Consider the following 20070-nt stretch of genomic DNA (forward strand, 5'->3'; position numbering starts at 1 on the left):
CGCACGCACCACGCTCGCGGACAGGCCGGGCGGCGCCACGGGCGTCGTCGAGCTCGCCGGACCGTTCCTCGCCGACGGCGAGCGCGGGGGGGCCCGCGCGCGCCGGGGCGCCGGCCGCGCGCCCCCCGACCGGCTTGGTCGCGACGGTCTGGCCGTTCAGCGTGAAGGCGACGTCGGTCGCGGCGGATGACTGCGTCCCGATGTTCTTCACGACCGCCGACAGCGTGATCGCCTGCGACTCCAGCGGCGACGCGGGGGTCGCGGTGACGCTCGTGACGACGAGGTCCGGGTTGGGCGCGGCGGTGCCGAACACCTGGAGCTCCGCGACCTGGCCGTTGCCGGAGCCGGTGTTGCCGGTGAACCTCAGGCGCACGTCCTTGGCCGTGCCGGTGACGGGGACCGTCACCGTGTTCCCCGACGTCGGGGAGAACTGGTAGCCCGCCGACGGCTTGAGCGTCTGCCACGCGCCGGTCGCGGTCGCGCGACCTTGGACCTCGAAGGTCTGGGTGCGCGGGCCCCACGCCGACGCTGGCGGGAGCTTGACGACGACGTTCGTGAGCTGCGTCGCGGCGTCCAGGGACACCGTGAGCGTGCTGGGGTACTGGCCGCCCGCGCCCTCCCAGTAGGTCGACGTGCTGTCGTCGTTCGCGTTCTTCGCCACGAACTGCCACTCCGTCGACGACCCCTCGATCGGCTTGTTCAGCGCGAGGTTGGTGCCGGTCGGAGGCTCCGGGTCGCCGGGGCCTCCCGGGTCGGTGCTGCCGGCCGTGCCGCGCACCTCGAGCTCGGAGAGCTGGCCCGCGGGCCAACCCGTGTTCGCGGTGATCTGCACGCGCACGTAGCGGGCGGACGTGTCCGGGACGTCGATCGTCACGGTGTTCCCCGACGCGGGGTCGAACGCGTACGCCTGCGACGCCTTGATCGTGGAGAAGCTCGAGCCGTCGGTGCTCGACTGCACGCTGAGGGTCTGGCTGCGCGTCTCCCAGCCCGTGGGCAGCTTGAGCACGAGGTCCTCGACCGTGGCGGCCGCGCCGAGGTCGACCTGGGCCCACTGCGGGAACGTGCTGTTGGTCGACTCCCAGTAGGTGCCCTGGTTGCCGTCCGTGAGGTTGCCGGACAGGTACGGCGAGTTGTTGCTGCTCGCCGCCGTCGACCTCCCGGCGGACAGCACCGTGGGCGCCGCCGTCGCGGTGGTCGTCAGGCCGAGCGGGACGAGCAGGGCCGCCGCTCCCGCCGTCGCGGCGAGGAGGCGGAGCCGGCGCAGCGGCGCCCCGGCGGGTGTGCGGTTCGACGTGCTGGGTCGATGTCTCATCGATGTCCTCGATCTCCCGTCGTCGTCGACGGGCGTCAGGCCGCGCCGAGCGCGACCCCGCACCGGACCGGATGCCCGGGTCGGAGGACGGGCCACGGCGCACGTCCGGGCGTGGCCGGGTGGCTCGGGTCAGTACCTTCGAGAATTGCAGACCCGCTGTGCCGCACCGCACAACGGAGTGTTGTTTTCTTGCATCAACACGCAAGAACGCTACTGCCGGATGAAGGGGGCGTCAAGAGATGCCGCAGCCACCCGATGCGCCCGGTTCGTCGCGGAGAAACCGTCATCGGGGGAGGGGGGCACGGCTCTCTCTCGGCGAACCAGAGTTGGTTCCGGACGGTTCGGGTGTCGGGGGGGAGATGCGGGCGCGGATGGCTCGTCGTTACCGGACGGTCGCACCGTTTCCCGGGACGCCGGCATCCACGGTTCCTCGGGGTGCGACGGCGGGCGGGCAGTTGGTCATCGACGCGTCGGCCGTCCTTGAGGCTCCGCGCGCGGCGCACGGTTCGCGGTCAAGTCCGCGGTGGTGGCGTAGCGGTCGGGCGATCCCGCGGGTGGGGTCAGGTGCTGATGGCGAGGAAGGTGTCGGTGTTCACCCCGTGGTCGTCGTCATGCGCAGGGTTCATCAAGCTCGCGCAGCGCCAGCACTCGCCGGCGTCGACGTCGTCCAGGCTCCGGGACCCTCCGTCGCGGGCGCCTCGTCACCGCGAGTCCGCACGCTGACAAGTCCGTCCGCCCTGCTGCGACACTTCTGATCGCGTCGAATCGGTTCGATTCTGGACTCCATCGACGGTTAAGTGGTTGTGGCTTGTTTTAGCCACCCTCGAGCGCTACTGTCGAACCGGTTCGCTAGAAGGAGGCATTGTGGCCACCATTGGAGACGTCGCCCGGGTCGCGGGTGTCTCACGCAGCACGGCGTCGTACGCGCTCTCGGGGAAGAGGGCGATCTCGGCGGACGTGCGCCGGCGCGTCGAGGACGCGGTCCGGACGCTCGGGTACACCCCGAACGCGGGTGCCCGCGCGCTCGCGACCACGCGCACGATGGTCATCGGGCTGCTCGCCCAGTTCCTCGAGGACGAGTTCGCGCCCGCGATGCTGCAGTACATGCTCGGGGTGTCGAACACCGCGCGCGAGCACGGCTACGACATCCTGCTCGCGACCGACGCGGACGGCACGCGCGCCCTGCGGCGGATGACGGACTCGCGCATGGTCGACGGCGTGGTCCTCCTCAACGTTGCCGAGGACGACGAGCGTCTCCCGATCCTGCGCGCGGCGCCCCAGCCGGGCGCGCTGGTCGGGCTGCCCGCCGACTGCTCGGGGGTCGACGTGTTCGACCTCGACTTCGAGGAGGCGGGCCGGCTCATGGTCGAGCACCTCCACCGGCTCGGGCACCGCGAGCTCGTCCTCGTGTCGCAGCCCGAGCACGTGGTCGAGCGCGGCGGTGCCTACGTCTGGCGCCTGCAGAACGCCGCACTCGAGGCCGCGCGGGCGCGCGGGATCATGCTGCACGCGGCCTTCGGCCCCTCGAGCCAGCCGGACGTCGGCCGTGCGCTGCACGCGCTGCTCGACGCGCACCCCGGTGCGACCGGTCTGCTTGTCAACAACGAGGCGGCGGCCGCCGCCCTCCCCACGGTCCTGCATGACCGCGGCCTGTCGGCCCCGCGGGACCTGTCCGTCGTCGGGCGCTACTCGGACGAGTTTGCCCGCACGTTCTCCCTGCCCTTCTCCTCGGTCGAGTCCGCGCCCGACCGCCTCGGCCGGATGGCCGTGCGCCAGCTCGTGCGGCGCATCGAGGGGGAGGTCGGGGGCGACGAGCCGCACGTGACGCGGTTCGTGACGCCCGAGCTCGTCGACCGCGGCAGCACGGGGGCGCCGCCTCGACGCACCGGGGCCTAGCCCCACCGGCGGTCCGTGCCGAGCACGGCCCGAGACCAGGTCGCCGACGCCGTCGGCCGCCATCGTTCAAGGAGGAACTCGAGATGCACCACACGCGGCGCAAGCCGGTCGCCCTCGCGGGGACCGCTGTCCTCACCACAGTCACCCTGGCGCTCGTCGGGGCTTGCTCGTCCGGCAGCGGCGCCGGTGGCGAGACGACGGGCAGCAGCACCACCTACACGTGGTGGGACCCGTACCCGCAGCACGACAAGTCGTCCGACTGGGAGGCGCGAGTCCAGCAGTGCGGTGAGGACGCCGGAGTCACGATCCAGCGCACGGCCTACGACACGACGGCGCTCACCAACCAGGCGCTCCTATCCGCGCAGGAGGGCACGTCCCCGGACGTGATCCTGCTCGACAACCCGGCCGTCTCGACGCTCGCCGACACCGGCATGCTCACGACGACCGAGGAGCTCGGCCTCGACACGTCCGACGTCGACGAGAACCTCCTCGCGGCGGGCGTGCTCGACGGCGACGCGTACGGCATCCCGATCGGCGCCAACACGCTGGCGCTCTACTACAACAAGGCGGTCCTCGACGAGGCCGGCGTGGACCCGAGCACGATCACCGACTGGGCGTCGCTCACCGCCGCGCTCCAGGCCGTGACCGGGGCCGGTCACAAGGGCATCACGTTCGCGGGCATCGGCACGGAGGAGGGCTCGTTCCAGTTCCTGCCGTGGTTCTGGGGCGCGGGCGCCGACCTCACCCAGCTCGACTCGCCCGAGGCGGTCGAGGCGCTCACGCTGTGGAAGGACTGGCTCGACGCCGGCTACGCGCCGAACTCGGTCATCCAGAACTCGCAGAACACCGTCTGGGAGGAGTTCCTCACGGGGGACTTCGCGTTCGCGGAGAACGGCACCTGGCAGGTCAACAGCGCGGCCGAGGCCGACTTCGAGACCGGCGTGATCCAGCTCCCCGCGAAGGACGGCGGCGTGGCCCCGGCCCCGACGGGTGGCGAGTTCATCGTGGCCCCGGTGCAGAAGGACGACTCCCGTTACGACGTCACCCGGCAGATCGTCGAGTGCATGACGACGCCCGAGGGGTTCGTCGAGACGGCCAACACCTTCGCGTACTACGTCCCGCCGACCGAGGCGGGACAGGAGCAGCTCCTCGCGGAGAAGCCGGAGCTCGAGACCTGGGTCGAGGCCGTCCGTAGCGCCAAGGGCCGCACGAGCGACAACCTCGGCACCGACTACCCGAAGATCTCCGAGGCGCTGTGGACCGCGGTCCAGAACGCCCTGTCGGGCGCCGCGACGCCGCAGGACGCGCTCTCCACGGCCCAGTCCGATGCCGAGGCCGCGACGAGCTGACCCCCGCACGCACGCGACGGACGTCGCATGTGAACGATCACAACCCGGACGAAGGACGATCATGACCACCCTCCCGACCGCCGTCGGGACGCGCGCGGGCACCGGGGGGGCAGCGGGCACCACGCCCGCCGCCCCCACGGGGCCGCGCCGCCGGCGGGGACCGAACGCCAGCCAGTGGGCAGCCCTCGGGTTCGCCGCACCGCTCCTGGCCTACCTGGTGCTCTTCTACGCGTACCCGCTGTGGCGGAACATCGACCTCAGCCTGCACGACTACACCATCCGTGCGTTCGTCCAGGGGAACCCGGAGTTCGTGGGGCTCGACAACTTCGCCGACGTCTTCGCGTCGTCGACCTTCCCCACGGCCCTGTGGAACACGGTGTACTTCACGGTCGTCTCGATCGTCTTCCAGTTCGCCATCGGCCTCGCGCTCGCGGTGTTCTTCCGGTCGAGCTTCCGGCTCTCCGGCATCCTGCGGGCCTTGTTCCTCGTGCCGTGGCTCCTGCCGCTCATCGTGTCGTCGTCCACCTGGGCATGGATGCTCAACAGCGACAACGGCATCGTGAACTCGGTGCTCGGCGCCTTCGGGGTCGGGCAGATCAACTGGCTCACGTCGCCGGACACGGCGCTCATCGCCGTGACGATCGCGAACATCTGGCTCGGCATCCCGTTCAACCTGGTGATCCTGTACTCCGGTCTGCAGAACATCCCCGGCGAGGTCTACGAGGCGGCGTCGCTGGACGGCGCCGGCGCCTGGCGGCAGTTCCGCAGCATCACGCTCCCGCTGCTGCGTCCCGTCTCCGCGATCACGATCCTGCTTGGGCTCATCTACACGCTCAAGGTCGTCGACGTCATCTGGATCATGACGACGGGCGGTCCGGGCGACGCCTCGACCACGTTCGCCGTCTGGTCCTACCGCGAGGCGTTCGGCACCGGTCAGCCCGACTTCTCGCCCGCGGCGGCGGTCGGCAACATCCTCATCCTCGTCGCGCTCGTCTTCGGGTTCCTGCACCTGCAGCTCCAGCGCCGTCAGGAGGCGTCATGACCACCACCCGCCCCTGGTGGAAGACCGCGCTCGGCGTCGTCTTCACCGCGCTCATGCTGTTCCCCGTCTACTGGATGGTGAACGTCTCGCTCACGCAGACCAAGGACCTGCGCGCCGACCCGCCGCACTGGTTCCCCTGGGAGCCGACCTTCGTCGGCTACCAGGCGGTCTTCGCCCAGCAGCTTCCCGCGCTCGGCACCAGCCTGCTCGTCGGCCTCGGGTGCGTGGTGCTCACGGTGCTCATCGCCGCGCCGGCCGGCTACGCACTCGCGCTGCTCAACCTGCGGGGCCGCAGGACGCTGAACTTCCTGCTCCTCGTCGCCCAGATGATCCCCGCCGTCGTCATGGCCATGGGCTTCTACGCGATCTACGTGCGCCTCGGCCTGCTGAACACCGTGGGCGGGCTGATCATCGCGGACTCGACCATCGCAGTGCCGTTCGGCGTGCTGCTGTACACCGCGTTCATGTCCGGCATCCCGCGCGAGCTGCTCCAGGCCGCGCGTGTCGACGGCGCGGGGGCATGGCGCACGTTCGTGTCGATCGTGCTGCCGGTAAGCCGCAACTCCACCGTGACCGTCTCGTTGTTCGCGTTCCTGTGGGCGTGGTCGGACTTCATCTTCGCCTCCACGCTCAACCGCAACGGGGACCTCATCCCCATCACGCTCGGGATCTACAACTACATCGGGAACAACACGACGCAGTGGAACGCGATCATGGCTACCGCCGTCGTCGCGTCCGTCCCCGCGGCTGTCTTGCTCGTCCTGGCGCAACGCTACGTCGCTGCCGGGGTCACAGCCGGCGCCGTGAAGGACTGAGAAGCCAGCACAGGATGCCCGGGTCGGCCCGGGCGTGAACCAGTCGCCGCACCCCTCGCGGCGTTTCTAACGAAGGACACCTCGTGACCGAACGATCGACCATCGTGGCAGGCTTCGCGCCGTCTGGCACCGGCTTCGATCCCGTGCCCGGACCGGAGCTGGCAAGCCCTGTCGCGACGTCCTCGCCAGGGCGCCGCGGCCTGGGCATGGGTGAGGTCCGGCTCACCGGGGGGTTCTGGGGCAAGCTCCAGGTGACGAACGGGTGGGCCACCATCAATCATTGCCTGACCTGGATGGACCGGCTCGGGTGGCTGGCCAACTTCGATGCCGTCGCGCAGGGCAGGACGGGCGAGAAACGCCCAGGCTGGCAGTTCTCCGACTCCGAGGTCTACAAGATCCTGGAGGCGATGGCGTGGGAGCTCGCTCGCACGGGCGAGCCGGCCCTCGCCACCGCGTACGACAGCCTCGTCGAGCGCGTCGCGGCGGCTCAGGATGAGGACGGCTACCTCAACACCTGCTATGGCCACCCAGGCAGACCCGAACGCTGGAGCGATCTCGAGCGAGGGCACGAGCTCTACTGCGTCGGGCACCTCCTGCAGGCAGCGGTCGCGCGTGTGCGGACTGCGGGCGAGGACCTTCTTGTCCAGATCGCGCGCCGCGCCGCGGACCAGGTGTGCCGCGAGTTCGGCCCAGAGGGACGCCAGGGCATCTGCGGGCACCCGGAGATCGAGGTAGGGCTGGCCGAATTCGGCCGCGCCCTGGGCGAGCCGCGCTACACAGAGCAGGCACGCCTGTTCGTCGCGCGGCGCGGTCACGGGACGCTGACTCCGATCCCGCTGCTCAGCCCCGCCTACTTCCAGGATGACGTCCCCGTACGCGACGCGGACGTATGGCGCGGGCACGCCGTACGTGCGCTCTACCTCGCTGCTGGGGCCGTCGACGTAGCCGTCGACACGGGCGACGCCCAGCTTCTCGAGGCGGTCGCGGGGCAGTGGGATCAGACCGTCGAGCGTCGCACCTACCTCACGGGAGGTATGGGGTCACGGCACCAGGACGAGGGCTTCGGCGACGACTGGGAGCTGCCCGCCGACCGGGCTTACTGCGAGACGTGCGCCGGCGTCGCGTCCGTCATGGTGTCCTGGCGCCTCTACCTCGCGACCGGCAATGTCCGGTACGTCGACCTCATCGAACGCACGTTCTACAACGTCATCGCGACCTCACCCCGGTCAGACGGCCGCGCATTCTTCTACGCCAACCCGCTCCAAGTCCGGGTCCCCGGGCAAGGCGTCGAGCAGGACGCCGAGAACCCTCGTGCGGAAGGCGGCGTCCGAGCGCCGTGGTTCGACGTCTCCTGCTGCCCGACCAACATCGCCCGCACCCTGGCCTCCTGGCACACCTACGCCGCCGCGGTGGAGGGCGACGAGCTCAGCATCCTCCAATACGCGTCAGCAGACATCGACGCCAGGCTTCCCCAGGGAGGACGCCTCCTCGCTCGCGTCGAGACGCAGTACCCTCACGCGGGAACGGTGACCATCGAGATCACCGATGTACCGGCTCGCGACATCACCTTGCAGCTCCGCATCCCAGCCTGGGCGCACGGCGCGACCATCTCGAGGAACGGAGAGCCGGCGCGGCTCGTCGCCCCCGGTTGGGCGATCCTTCACGGGATCGCCACCGGTGATCTCGTCACGCTCGAGCTCTCCGTAGAGCCTCGGTTCACGTGGCCGGACCCGCGGATCGATGCCCTGCGCGGAACGGTCGCCGTGGAACGAGGCCCGCTCGTACTGTGCCTGGAGTCAGTCGACCTTCCCGAGGGCGTGGCCCTCGAGGACGTGCGCCTCGATCCCGGAGTAGCTGCAGAGCCCGAAGAGGACGGCGCGCTGGTGCGCGGATCGATCATGGCACGTGCACCGGAAGGCCGCGTGTTGCCCTATCGGCACAGATGGCCGGCCGCAGCACCCCGCGAAGAGCTGATCTTGCCTCTCGTTCCCTATCACCGGTGGGCCGAGCGCGGACCGTCGACCATGCGCGTCTTCATCCCCACCTTCTGACCATGTGCCGGACTAGCCCGAGGAGTCTCGGTGACCATGCACCATCCCGATAGCCCGGTTCGAGTCGAGGGCGCCCGCCTCGTGTGGCGCGGGGGCGGGGAGACCCTCGTCGTCGACCCATGGGGCACGAACGGCGCGCGCGTTCGGGCGACCATCATGGGCGACGTCGTCGACAGCGAGCACGCGCTCCTGCCGGCCGACCCCTCGCCCGACGTCCGCATCGAACTGCGGCCTGACGGCGCGACACTCTGCAACGGCACTCTGCGGGTCGAGCTACGCGCGACAACGTGGTTCCACGAGCCGGTCGGACACGAACGTTCCACGTGCGAGGTCTCCTTCTACGACGCGCGGGGACGTCTGCTGCTGCGCGAGCATGGCCGGGGCGGCTCGCTCGACCTCCAGGCCCGCCGTTTCCGTCCGCGCCTCGGCGGGGATCTCGAGCTCACCGCGTCGTTCGAAGCCGACCCCGCGGAGAAGCTCTACGGCATGGGCCAGTACCAGCAGCACGTGCTCGACCTGAAGGGCTCCACGTTCGAGCTCGCGCACCGCAACTCTCAGGCGAGCGTGCCGTTCGTGCTCTCGAGCGCAGGATACGGATTCCTGTGGAACGACCCGGCGATAGGGCGCGCGACCTTCGCACGCAATCGCACCGAGTGGTACGCGGAGTCCACGCGACAACTCGACTACTGGGTCGTGGCCGGCGACTCGCCCGCGCAGATCGCCTCCGCCTACGCTGACGCGACAGGACACGCACCGATGATGCCGGAGCGGGGACTGGGGTTCTGGCAGTGCAAGCTCCGGTACGCGAGCCAGGAGGAGCTCCTCGAGGTCGCGCGCGAGCACCGGCGGCGCGGTCTGCCGCTCGACGTGATCGTCGCGGACTTCTTCCACTGGCCGCGCATGGGCGACTACCGGTTCGAGGGAGAGTTCTGGCCGGACCCGGCGGCGATGGTCGACGAGCTGCGAGAGCTCGGGGTCGAACTCATGGTCTCGGTCTGGCCGCAGGTCTCGCTCGAGTCGGAGAACTACTCCCACCTGCGACGCGAGAACCTGCTGGTACGGGCAGAGCGAGGGCTGGACGTGCAGATGGCGTTCCAGGGACCGAGCGCGTTCCTCGACGTGACCAACCCTGAGGCGCGGCAGTGGCTGTGGGAGACGTGCCGGCGGAACTACGGGGCATACGGGATTCGGACGTTCTGGCTCGATGAAGCCGAGCCCGAGTACGGGGCGTACGACTTCGATGCCTACCGCTACCACCTCGGCCCGAACGTGCGGGTCGGGAACCTCTACCCACAGCTCTACGCGCGCGCGTTCTGGGACGGGCAGCGGGCGGACGGCGAGAGCGAGGTGGTCAACCTCGTGCGCTGCGCATGGGCGGGCAGCCAGCGCTATGGCGCGCTCGTGTGGTCGGGTGACATCAGCTCGACCTGGGAGGACCTTGCCCGCCAGGTCACCGCCGGCATCCATATGGGCGTCGCAGGCATCCCATGGTTCACGACCGACATCGGCGGATTCCACCACGGCGACGCAACCGACCCGGCGTTCCACGAGCTCCTCGTTCGATGGTTCCAAGTCGGAGCGTTCAGCCCGGTGATGCGCATGCACGGCGACCGGCTGCCGTACAGGGACGTCGTCGCGGCAGACGGGTCGCCGCGACTACGCTCCGGGGGGCCCAACGAGCTGTGGAGCTTTGGCGAGGACGTCTACCGGGTTCTCGAACGCTACGTCCACCTGCGTGAGGCGCTGCGCCCGTACCTGCGCGACATCATGCGCTCTGCGCACACCGACGGCCAGCCGGTCATGCGCGGACTTTTCCACGAGTTCCCCGACGACGCAGGCAGCTGGGACGTCGACGATCAGTTCCTCCTCGGCCCCGACGCCCTCGTCGCGCCCGTCCTGACCCCAGGCGCGCGCGAGCGCGACGTGTGGCTTCCCGCCGGGGCGCAGTGGACGGACATGGCCTCCGGTGTGGTGCACGACGGCGGACAAATCGTCCGCGTCGACGCACCCCTCGACGTCGTGCCCGTGTTCTTGCGTGACGGAGCCCTGGGACACCTCGTGGGGCGCACTCGGAGCCGCTACGCCCACTGAAACGGCCGGCACGACGACGATGGTCCGACGATCGCCGTCGAACCGGTTCGATCTGCCTGGGACTCGCAGACAGGACAGAGAGAGGAGGTAAGGAGGTACAGCCCCCACAAGAAGCTCATCGTCGGCGGGTCGAGCCGCAGCCGGATCCAAGCGCTCCTGGCCCTGACCACCGCGGACGGCGGTGAGCACGAGCACCCGCATCGCAGCGAGTGCAAGCACAAGAGAGACCCACGGTCACGCCATGGGTCGAACGACGGAACACGGCGCAGCAAGCCGGAGCAACGATGCACCGGGCCTCGAGCGAGCCGCTCGAGGCGATGCGCTCCACCACCGAAGACGGAGGACAACCGTGTCAACCACAAGAGCCACCTCAGCACCAAGGCGCCGCACGGCAGCAGCCGTGGCAGCAGCGCTCGTCGCTCCCCTCGCCATGACGGCGGGCGGCCTGGGCCTCGCGGCACCGTCCGCGACCGCAGCCCCTGGCCCTGCTTCCACGCTCGTCGTGGAGGCAGACCAACCGTTCCGCGACGTCTCGTACGTCGCGACCGGATCGCTCTACGGCATCGCCGACGAGGGCGTCCCCTCGGACGACCTCATCGCGCCCATCAAGCCCAACACCTTCATGCAGATGCCGCCGAACGGGCGCCAGCAGCCGACCGGCGACACCGCGAAGGTCTGGCGCACAGCCGCGCGGCACGACGCCGACGTCGTCGTGCGCATCATCGACTACTACCCCGGATGGCCCTACCAGTTCAGCTGGGAGACCACCGCCGACCGCAAGGGCTGGGAGGACGTCATCCGCGACGTCGTCGCCGACGTCGAGGCATCGGGTGCCACGAACGTCGTCGCGTACGCGCCCTTCAACGAGCCCGACATCACCTGGCGCGCGGCAGAGAACGGCGACTTCCTGGACGCCTGGAAGTTCACCTACGACGTGCTCCGCGAGGAGATCGGGCCGGACGTCCCGATCCAGGGCCCGAGCTTCTCCGACAACATCACTCGGATGCGCGAGTTCCTGGAGTTTGCGAAGGAGACGAACACCGTCCCCGACGTGCTCGAGTGGCACGAGCTCATCCGCTCATCCAAGACGAAGGGTGACGTCGAGGCGGTGCGCGCCATGCTCGACGAGCTCGGCCTGCCCGACCTGCCCATCGACATCGCGGAGTACGCCTCGCCGCAGGAGGTCGGTCTGCCGGGACCGCTCGTCGGCTATATCGCCAAGTTCGAGCGCTACGGGATCCAGCGAGCCGAGCTCGCGTTCTGGAACCAGTCCGGGACGCTGGGCGATCTGCTCGTCTCACGTGGCGGGGCACCGAACGGCGCCTACTGGCTCTACACCTGGTACGCGGACATGGAAGGCCAGATGGTCACCACCACCCCGCCGTCCAACGAGAGCCCGCTGGACGGCGCCGCGTCGGTCAACGACGCGCAGGACGAGGTCAAGATCATCGCCGGAGGCAACAGCGGTCCGACGTCGATCGTCGTCAACGGTCTCGACGAGCTGGCGCTCGGCGACTCCGTGAACGTCAAGCTCGAGACCACGCCGTCCTACGGCAGGACCACGCCGACCCCGGGACCGATCACCATCTCGGAGACGACGTACGAAGTGGGTGACGACGGTTCGATCACCGTCCCCGTCGTCATGAACCCGAACTACGGCTACCACGTGGTCGTCACCTCGGCCGCGGAGACGCAGAGCCTCGCCGGTACGTACACCCTCACGAACCGCAACAGCGAGCTCGTGCTCGACACCGCCGACGGTTCGACCACGGCAGACACGCCCGTCGTCCAAGCGGAGGCGTCGGACGGCGCGACGCAGGTGTGGCGCGTCGAAGAGGCGGGCTCGGGTCTGTACAAGATCGTCAACGACGCCAGCGGGCTCGCGCTCGGGGTGCAGAGTGCATCCACGGAGAACGGCGCACCCGCTGTCGTGCAGGACGACACCGGCGCAGAGAGCCACCTGTGGCAGCTCGTACCCGACCCGGACGGGCGTGTGCGCCTCGCCAACTACGGCACCGGCCTCACCCTCGGCGTGCGAGACATGAGCACGGAGCCCGGCGCGCCCGTGATCCAGTGGACCGATGGCGCACCGACCTCCAACTGCCGCGCCGACGGCGAGCGTCAGCCCGGCAAGATCGGCACGGCGATCGACTTCTGCCACAGCGCTTCCTACGTGACCCTGCCCAACGCAACCCTCTCAGGCCTCAACGGCGACTGGTCCATCTCGACCTGGATCAAGCCCGCTGCACTCACGACCTGGTCTCGCGTGTTCGACCTCGGAGGAAACTCGACCAAGAGCATGTTCCTCACCGTCAGTGCTGGCAACGGCCCCCGATTCGCGATCACCGCCAACGGCTCGGGCGCTGAGCAACGGCTCAGCTACAGCGGCCAGAACTTCGCCCTCGACCAGTGGTCGCACGTCGCGATCACCGTCGCAGGCACCACCGGGACCATGTACATCAACGGTCAGGCCGTGGCCACGGGTCAGATCACGACGAAGCCGTCCGAGCTCGGCGATACCACCAACCGGAACTACCTCGGAAAGTCGCAGTACAGCAGCGACCCGGCGTTCGACGGAGCGATCGACGACTTCGCGATCTACGGCAAAGCCCTGACATCCCAGGAGATCTCGACGCTCGCCTCAGGCCAGCCCGCCCAGGGGGACGTTCTGAACTACGCCTTCGACGAGGCCGAGGGCAAGACCGCCGTCGACTCGTCGGGCAACGGGAAGAACGGCACCATCACCGTCGGTGGCGGTGCAGGTGGCACGACGACCTCGACCGACGAAGCCACCGCCGACCGGTTCTGGACACTCACGCCTGCTGACAACGCCGGCGATCTCGCCATCGACGTCACCGCCCAGCCGCGATGCCTCGCAGGCAACCCCTACCTCGCGGTCCGCGCGACCAACCTGGATGAGGTACCGCTCGACATCACGCTCTCCACGCCCTACGGCGAGAAGACCGTCGTCGCGGTCGGCCCAGGGAAGAACGCCTACCAGTCGTTCGCGGTGCGCGGCACCTCCGAAGCAGGCATCGCGTCAGCCACAGTGACCGCCGCTGACGGGCGCGCCTCGACTCTCGAGGCGCACTACGAGGCACCCACCTGCGGCTAACCATCAGTCGCATCCTGCGTACTGACAGGAATGGCCTTGCGTGACGGGGGGGGGGGGGCCCGGCCCCCCGCGGGGGCGCGGCCGGCCCCCCCCCGCCCCCCCCCGGGCCGGGCCCCCCCGGCCCCCGCCCCGAGCCCGCCCCCGTCGAGGAGAGCGCCGCGGCGCCCGGGACGGTCGACGTCTCCGAGCAGCCCGGCGCCGACGAGGCCGGTGTCCCGGCCGAGTCCGCACCCGCGGTGGACGACGACGCACCGCGCGCCGGTGAGGTCGCCGCTGCGGACCAGGTCCCCGAGCCCGTGACGCCGGCGGACCAGGAGGCGCCGCGCGACGAGGACGAGGTGGTCGAGCCCGCGACGTCGGTCGACCAGGACACCCCGGCCGGCGACGGCGTGGCGGTCGGGCCCGCGGCGACCGGCGACGGCGCCGCGGTCGAGCCCGCGAGCCCAGTCGAGCCCGACGCCCCGCAGGAGCGCGACGGCGCCGCCGTCGATCTGGACGAGACGGCGGTCATCGAGGTGGTCGAGGCCCAGCCGGACCTGCCGGAGGACTCGGCGAGCGTCGCGCCGCAGGCCGACGCCGTCCCGGGCGCGCAGGCGCCCGACGAATCCCCGACCGAGGCGGGCGACGCTCCCGACGACGCGGTGCAGGCACCGGCGCCGCCCAGCGAGCCCACGGACGCTCCGGCCGGGACGGCCGTCGGGACCGAGGTCGGCTCCGCGCAGGACGCGGCCGCGTCGGAGGCGGGAGACGTCGCGACGGACGACGTCCCGGTCGCGGCACCCGCGCCCGACGCGCGGCCCTCCACCCCGCCCCCCGTGGCGGAGACCGAGCCGCCGGCGGCCGCGCCCGCCGGGACGGTCGACCCGCCGTCGTCCCCGAGCGAGGAGGACGACGGCGAGGACGAGCCCTACGTGCCCCGCGTCTTCGCGTTCGACCCCAGCGTCCCGGCCGTGCTCGTCCCGTCGTCCGGGACGGAGGCGCAGGTCGCGACCTCCTCGGACGGTACGGACGCCGCGGCGGACGAGCCCCCGGCCGAGCAGACCGCCGTGGTGCCCGCGGTGGAGGAGCCCGAGACCGAGCGGACCGCCGTCGTGCCCGTGGTGCCGCCGCGGGCACCCGCGCCGTCCGCCGCCGGACCGGACCCCGCCGCCACGGACCCGACGACTGCCGCGGACCCGACCCCCACGCCTGCCGCGGACGCCACCCAGGTCATCCCGCCCGTCGACCCGTGGTCCCGGCCTGCCCCGGTCGTCCGGACCTCCGTCCGGCCGGGTGCTCCGGCCACGGCCCCCGCGGCGGACCCGACGGCGACCCCGGGCGCGACGCCCGCGACCGCACCGGCGGCAGGCCTGGGAAGCGCGTTCGGCCCGGTCCCGCCCGACGAGTCCCGGCAGACGTCGCCCTTCGACGGTTTCGAGGAGGACACCCCCCGACGCGGCTGGGTGCGCGGGCTGATGTGGACGGGTATCGGCGTCCTCGTCCTCGGCGGCCTCTACACCGGCGCGCAGTGGTTCTTCTCGGACAAGGTGCCGAGCGGGACGAGCGTCGCCGGCGTGGACGTCGGGGGGCTCACCCGGACGGCGGCGCAGGAACGGCTCGAGTCCGAGCTCGGCCCGCGCGCGGCCGAACCGGTCACGCTCACCGCGGGCGAGGCGAGCACGACGCTCGACCCGGCGGCCGCAGGCCTGACGTTCGACGCCGAGGCCACCGCCGAGGAGCTCACGGCCTTCTCGATGAGCCCGGCCCGCCTGTGGCAGCACCTCTTCGGTGGCGAGGACGAGGCTCCCGTGGTCGCCGTCGACGACGCGGCGCTCGACGCCCAGGTCGAGGCGCTGCGCGGGAGCCTCGAGATCGTTCCCGTCGACGGCACGGTCCAGTTCGTGGACGGCGCCCCGACGAGCACCCCGGCCGCCGACGGCTCGGCGCTCGTCACGGACGAGGTCCCGGCGGCCATCACGGGGAGCTGGCTCGTCACGGACGGGCCGGTGACGCTCCCGACCGAGCCCGTGGAGCCCGCGATCACGCAGGAGGAGACGGACGCCGCGCTCGCCCAGGCGGAGAAGGTGGTGTCCGCGCCCGTCGTCGTGTCGGTGGGAGGCCAGAACCCCGAGCTCCCGCCGGAGGCGCTCGCGGCCGCCGCGTCGTTCCCGGCGACCGACGGCGTGCTCACGCTCACCTTCGACGGCGCGATGCTCGTGGACTCGGTGGTCGACCGGACGAACGACCTGCTCACCGCCGCGGACGACGCGCACTTCGTCTTCCAGGACGGCGCGCCGGTGATCGAGGGCGGGGAGCCCGGCACGACGATCGACCCGGCGGCCATCTCGACGGCCGTCACGACGGCGGCGTCGGGCGACGAGCGGACCGCGGCCGTCGAGCTCGTCGAGTCCGACCCCGAGCAGTCGGTCGCCGCGCTCGAGGCGCTCGGGATCAAGGAGAAGGTCTCGGAGTTCTCCACGCCCGTGCCCAACGTCCCGGTCCGCACCGCGAACCTGCGCCGCGGCGCGGAGAAGGTGACGGGGACCCTCGTGAAGCCGGGCGAGACGTTCTCGCTCGTCGACACGCTGTCGCCCATCACGCTCGAGGGCGGCTACTTCGCGGCGGGCATCGTCGAGAGCGGGCGCCACACGGAGGGCGTCGGCGGCGGTCTGTCGCAGATGGCGACGACCACGTACAACGCCGGGTTCTTCGCCGGCCTCGAGGACGTCGAGCACCGACCGCACAGCTACTGGTTCGAGCGCTACCCCGCGGGGCGCGAGGCGACGATCTTCGTCGGGTCGATCGACATGAAGTTCAAGAACGACACCCCGTACGGCGTCCTCATGCAGTCCTGGGTCGGCGGGGGCGAGCTGCACGTCGCGATCTGGAGCACCAAGTACTACGACGTGGAGACGTCGTCGAGCGGCAAGTCGAACGTGGTCCAGCCGACGACGGTCACGCACTCCGGCGCCGACTGCGCTCCCACGCCCGCGGGCAGCCCGGGCTTCTCCATCACCAACTATCGCAAGGTCTACCGCGAGGGCGAGCTCGTCAAGGACGAGTCCTACCGGTGGACGTACAAGCCGGACAACGCGGTCGTCTGCGAGTAGACGACCGGTCCACCACACACACGGAGGTCCCATGCTCGGACGGAGCGAACGGGAGTCGGGCGCGCAGGCGCTGCTCGCGGCCACGGCGGCCGGCTGGGTCGAGGGCGACCCCGCCGAGGCGGACGCGCTGCTCGACCTCGGGTCGACGACCGCCACGCTGTCGACCGTCGCGAGCATCGACGGCCTGTCCGCCGTCGTGCACCTGGGGCACCCGGCGCAGCCGTCGCACGAGCTGGAGCGGGCGCTGCTCGCCGCGCCGCCCTCGCTCGTGCTCACGGGGGCGTCGGCCGTGCCGGCGCAGTGGGTCTGGGTCGGGCGCTCGGGCGCCGCGCGGGACCTGACGGGGCACGTCGTCGTCGACGAGGCGGGCATGCGCGACCGCCGTCACGTGCTGCGCACGATGGGCGTGAGCCCGTCCCTCGTCCCGACGCGGACGAGCCTCGAGGAGCGCATCGCGCTCGCCGGCCCCGACGGCAGCCTCGTCGTCGAGCGCTCCGTCGTCGCGGGACCGCTCGCCGCGCTCGGGTACGCCGAGCTCGCCGGGAGCGAGGTCCTCGGCGACGGCGCGCCCGTCTGGTACGGGCTCCTGGAGAGCCGGGACGCCGTACCGCGGGCCGAGGGCGTCGCCCAGGTCTGGCTCGCGTTCGGGCCGCGGGACGACCACCGCGGCTCGCTCCAGGAGACGCTCGCGCTCGTCGCCCAGGCAGGCATCGACCTCCAGCACCTGCGCAGCCACCGCTCCCAGGCCGGACCCCACATCTTCTTCTGCGCGTTCTCCTGCCCCGACGCGGGGACGCTCGACGCTCTCCTCGCGGGCTTCGCGGAGCGGGGCGTCGCGCACCGCCTGCTGGCAGTCCTGCCCGGGCAGGAGTTCGTGCCCGGCCCGGACGCGCTCGCGCCGCGCTGGGCGTCGGTGCCGGACCCCGTGCACGCGTGAGCGTCGTCGGCTACCTCGGCCCGGAGGGCTCGTTCACGCACCAGGCGGCGGCCGTGTGGTGGTCCGACCACGCGGACGGCCAGGCCGGCCGGTCCGTCCCCCTCGCCGCGCGCACGACGGTGGCGGACGTGTTCGCCGGGGTCGCCGCCGGAGAGCTCGCGCGCGGGGTCGTCGCGATCGAGAACACGGTCGAGGGCTACGTGGTGCCGTCGCTCGACGCGATCGTCTTGAGCGCGACGGTCGTCGCGGTCGACGAGGTCGTGCTCGACATCTCGTTCGACGCGTTCGTGCGGCCCGGCCACGGCGAGCTGACAGAGGTCACCGCCCACCCGCACGGTCTCGCGCAGTGCCAGGATTTCGTCCGCCGGACCGGCCTCGCCCCGCTCGCCGCGTCGTCGAACGCGGCGGCGTGCCGGGACGCCGGTCCGCACCAGGTCGCGCTGGGGCCGACGATCTGCGGCGAGCTCTACGGCCTCGAGACGTTCGAGCGCGCCGTCGAGGACTTCGCCGGCGCCCGGACCCGGTTCCTCGTCCTCGCGCCGCGGGCGGAGGCGACCGCGGCCCTGGGGGCGGCACGCGCCCGGGGCGACGGCCCGTGGCGCACGATGCTCGCGGTGACACCCGTCGTCACCGGGCCCGGCGTGCTCGCCCGCATCACGCGGTCCTTCGGAGAGCGCGGCGTCAACCTGTCGAGCCTCATCACGCGCCCGCTCAAGGCGGTCGCCGGCACGTACGTGTTCGTCCTGACGGTCGACGGCGCCCCCTGGGACGCCCCGGTCCGTGCCGTGCTCGACGACCTGGTCCGGGCGGGCGACTCGCTCAAGACCCTCGGGGTCGTGCCCGCACGCGGCGAGCTGGACGAGTCCGTGCACTCCGACGTGGACGTCGCGCACGTCCCGGTGGGCAGCGTCGACTCCTCGGCGGACCCGGCCGCGCTCGCGGCGGGGCTGCTGTGGTGACGGCCGACGCCGTGCCGACGGCGGGTACGGAGCTGCGGGTCGGGGTCGTCGGGCTCGGGCTCGTCGGCGGCTCGGTCGCGCGGCTCCTGCACGAGCAGGGCGTCGAGGTGACCGCCCACGACGCGACCGCCTCCACGCGCGCCGCCGCACGCGCCGCCGGCCTGCGGGTCGTGGGCGACGTGGCCGACGTGTGCGCGGCGGAGCCCGACGTCCTCGTGCTCGCGGTCCCGCTGCGGGCCATGCGGGCGGCCGCGACCGAGGTCGCGCGGCACGTACGCGGCGCGACCGTCGTCACCGACGTCGGCAGCGTGAAGGGCGCGGTGCGCGACGCCGTCCGGTCGGCGGGTCTCGACGCGCGCTACGTCGGGGCGCACCCCATGGCCGGCACCGAGCACTCGGGGTTCGAGGCGTCCGACCCGCGGATGCTCGACGGCGCGCGGTGGGCGGTCACGGTCGACGGGTCGACGCGCCGCGAGGCGTTCGTCACGGTGCTGCGGCTCGTGACCGGACCGCTCGGCGGGACGGTGCACGTCCTCACCGACGACGTCCACGACGAGTCGACGGCGCTCGTCAGCCACGTCCCGCACGTCCTCGCCACCGAGCTCCTCGGCGTCGTCGCGGACGCTCCGGTGCGCGACGTCGCGCGCGGGCTGGCGGCAGGCAGCTTCCGGGACGCGACGAGGGTGGGGCGCACCGACCCCCGGCGCACCGAGGCGATGGTCACCGACAACGCCGCCTGGGTGGCGTCCGCGCTGCGCGTGGTCGTGCGCGACCTCGAACAGCTCGTCGCCGCGCTCGAGTCGAACGCGCCCGTCGGGGAGTTCTTCGACCGGCCCGAGCCGGTGCGCGGCCCGGCCGACGCGCCGGGGACCGGGGAGCTGCTGCGCGTCGTCCTCGACGACGCGGGGGCCTGGCGCGCGGAGGTCACCGCGGCGGGGGCCCGTGGGGCCGTCGTCGTGGGCGTCGAGGACGACGCGGTCGTCGTCGCCTGAGGCCGGCCCGGACCGCCGGGTCAGGCGGGCCGACGTGGTGGGCGCGGCGGGACGGGCTTGCCGGCCACGATCGCGTCGAGCGGGACGACGACGAGGGGCGGGACGTCGTCGTGCACGCCGTGGCCGCGGTGCGGCGGGGCGGCGCTCCCGCCCGCGTCCTCGCGCAGCACGAGCTCGGTCGGCGTGGTCCGCACGACGATGCCGATGACGTCGGTGAGGGGCTTGCCGGCGGCGGCCGCCTCGTCGGCGGTGAGGCGACGACGGACGACCACCCGGGTGCCCGGGGCCCACGCGGTCCAGGGCATGTCGGGCACGGCAGGCGCTCCTCCGGTCTGTGACGTTCGTCCACGGGCTGGTCAGTGAGGGTCGGGCACCGCCCGACCTGAGCGATACTAGTCCTGCGTCTCCCTGTCGTGACCTCG

General features: G+C 71.8%; 13 protein-coding genes. 11 read left to right on the forward strand and 2 right to left on the reverse strand.

What is annotated here, in order from left to right; all coding sequences use genetic code 11:
* A partial coding sequence (locus tag ACFWH7_RS02165) for a discoidin domain-containing protein (protein WP_378214794.1) occupies positions 1–1312 on the reverse strand: 1312 nt, incomplete at its 3' end.
* An 864-nt stretch (positions 1313–2176) separates the two neighbouring features.
* Here ACFWH7_RS02165 and ACFWH7_RS02170 point away from each other — a divergent pair.
* The 11 genes from ACFWH7_RS02170 (at position 2177) to ACFWH7_RS02220 (ending at position 19648) form a co-directional block, all read left to right on the forward strand.
* Positions 2177–3208, forward strand: a complete 1032-nt coding sequence (locus tag ACFWH7_RS02170) for a LacI family DNA-binding transcriptional regulator (protein WP_378214795.1) — start codon at positions 2177–2179, stop codon at positions 3206–3208.
* 83 nt (positions 3209–3291) lie between these two features.
* Positions 3292–4557 (forward strand): sugar ABC transporter substrate-binding protein, encoded by a 1266-nt coding sequence (locus ACFWH7_RS02175; protein WP_378214796.1) that lies wholly within the window; start codon positions 3292–3294, stop codon positions 4555–4557.
* Between the two features lie 61 nt (positions 4558–4618).
* On the forward strand, positions 4619–5599 hold the full coding sequence (locus tag ACFWH7_RS02180) for a carbohydrate ABC transporter permease (RefSeq protein WP_378214797.1): 981 nt from the start codon (positions 4619–4621) through the stop codon (positions 5597–5599).
* Positions 5596–6414, forward strand: coding sequence for a carbohydrate ABC transporter permease (locus ACFWH7_RS02185; RefSeq protein WP_378214798.1), 819 nt, complete (start codon positions 5596–5598; stop codon positions 6412–6414). Before ACFWH7_RS02180 ends, ACFWH7_RS02185 begins: the two co-directional genes overlap by 4 nt.
* 83 nt (positions 6415–6497) lie before the next feature.
* Positions 6498–8465, forward strand: coding sequence for a glycoside hydrolase family 127 protein (locus ACFWH7_RS02190; protein WP_378214799.1), 1968 nt, complete (start codon positions 6498–6500; stop codon positions 8463–8465).
* A 36-nt stretch (positions 8466–8501) separates the two neighbouring features.
* Positions 8502–10556: a glycoside hydrolase family 31 protein gene (locus ACFWH7_RS02195; RefSeq protein ID WP_378214800.1), complete on the forward strand. Its 2055-nt coding sequence runs from the start codon at positions 8502–8504 to the stop codon at positions 10554–10556.
* A 400-nt stretch (positions 10557–10956) separates the two neighbouring features.
* A complete protein-coding gene (locus ACFWH7_RS02200; RefSeq protein ID WP_378214801.1) occupies positions 10957–13671 on the forward strand; it encodes a LamG-like jellyroll fold domain-containing protein in 2715 nt (904 codons plus the stop codon).
* A 236-nt stretch (positions 13672–13907) separates the two neighbouring features.
* On the forward strand, positions 13908–16760 hold the full coding sequence (locus tag ACFWH7_RS02205; protein ID WP_378214802.1) for a VanW family protein: 2853 nt from the start codon (positions 13908–13910) through the stop codon (positions 16758–16760).
* Between the two features lie 31 nt (positions 16761–16791).
* Positions 16792–17697, forward strand: coding sequence for a hypothetical protein (locus ACFWH7_RS02210; RefSeq protein ID WP_378214803.1), 906 nt, complete (start codon positions 16792–16794; stop codon positions 17695–17697).
* The gene (locus ACFWH7_RS02215) at positions 17694–18656 is read left to right on the forward strand and encodes a prephenate dehydratase (protein WP_378214804.1); all 963 of its coding nucleotides are present in this window, start codon (positions 17694–17696) and stop codon (positions 18654–18656) included. Before ACFWH7_RS02210 ends, ACFWH7_RS02215 begins: the two co-directional genes overlap by 4 nt.
* Positions 18653–19648: a prephenate dehydrogenase gene (locus ACFWH7_RS02220; RefSeq protein ID WP_378214805.1), complete on the forward strand. Its 996-nt coding sequence runs from the start codon at positions 18653–18655 to the stop codon at positions 19646–19648. Before ACFWH7_RS02215 ends, ACFWH7_RS02220 begins: the two co-directional genes overlap by 4 nt.
* Positions 19649–19668: 20 nt before the next feature.
* Here ACFWH7_RS02220 and ACFWH7_RS02225 read toward each other — a convergent pair whose 3' ends face one another.
* A complete protein-coding gene (locus ACFWH7_RS02225) occupies positions 19669–19953 on the reverse strand; it encodes a putative acetyltransferase (RefSeq protein WP_378214849.1) in 285 nt (94 codons plus the stop codon).
* Between the last annotated feature and the right edge of the window lie 117 nt (positions 19954–20070).

This window comes from Cellulosimicrobium cellulans, assembly GCF_042723955.1.
GTDB classification, from domain to species: domain Bacteria; phylum Actinomycetota; class Actinomycetes; order Actinomycetales; family Cellulomonadaceae; genus Cellulosimicrobium; species Cellulosimicrobium cellulans_H.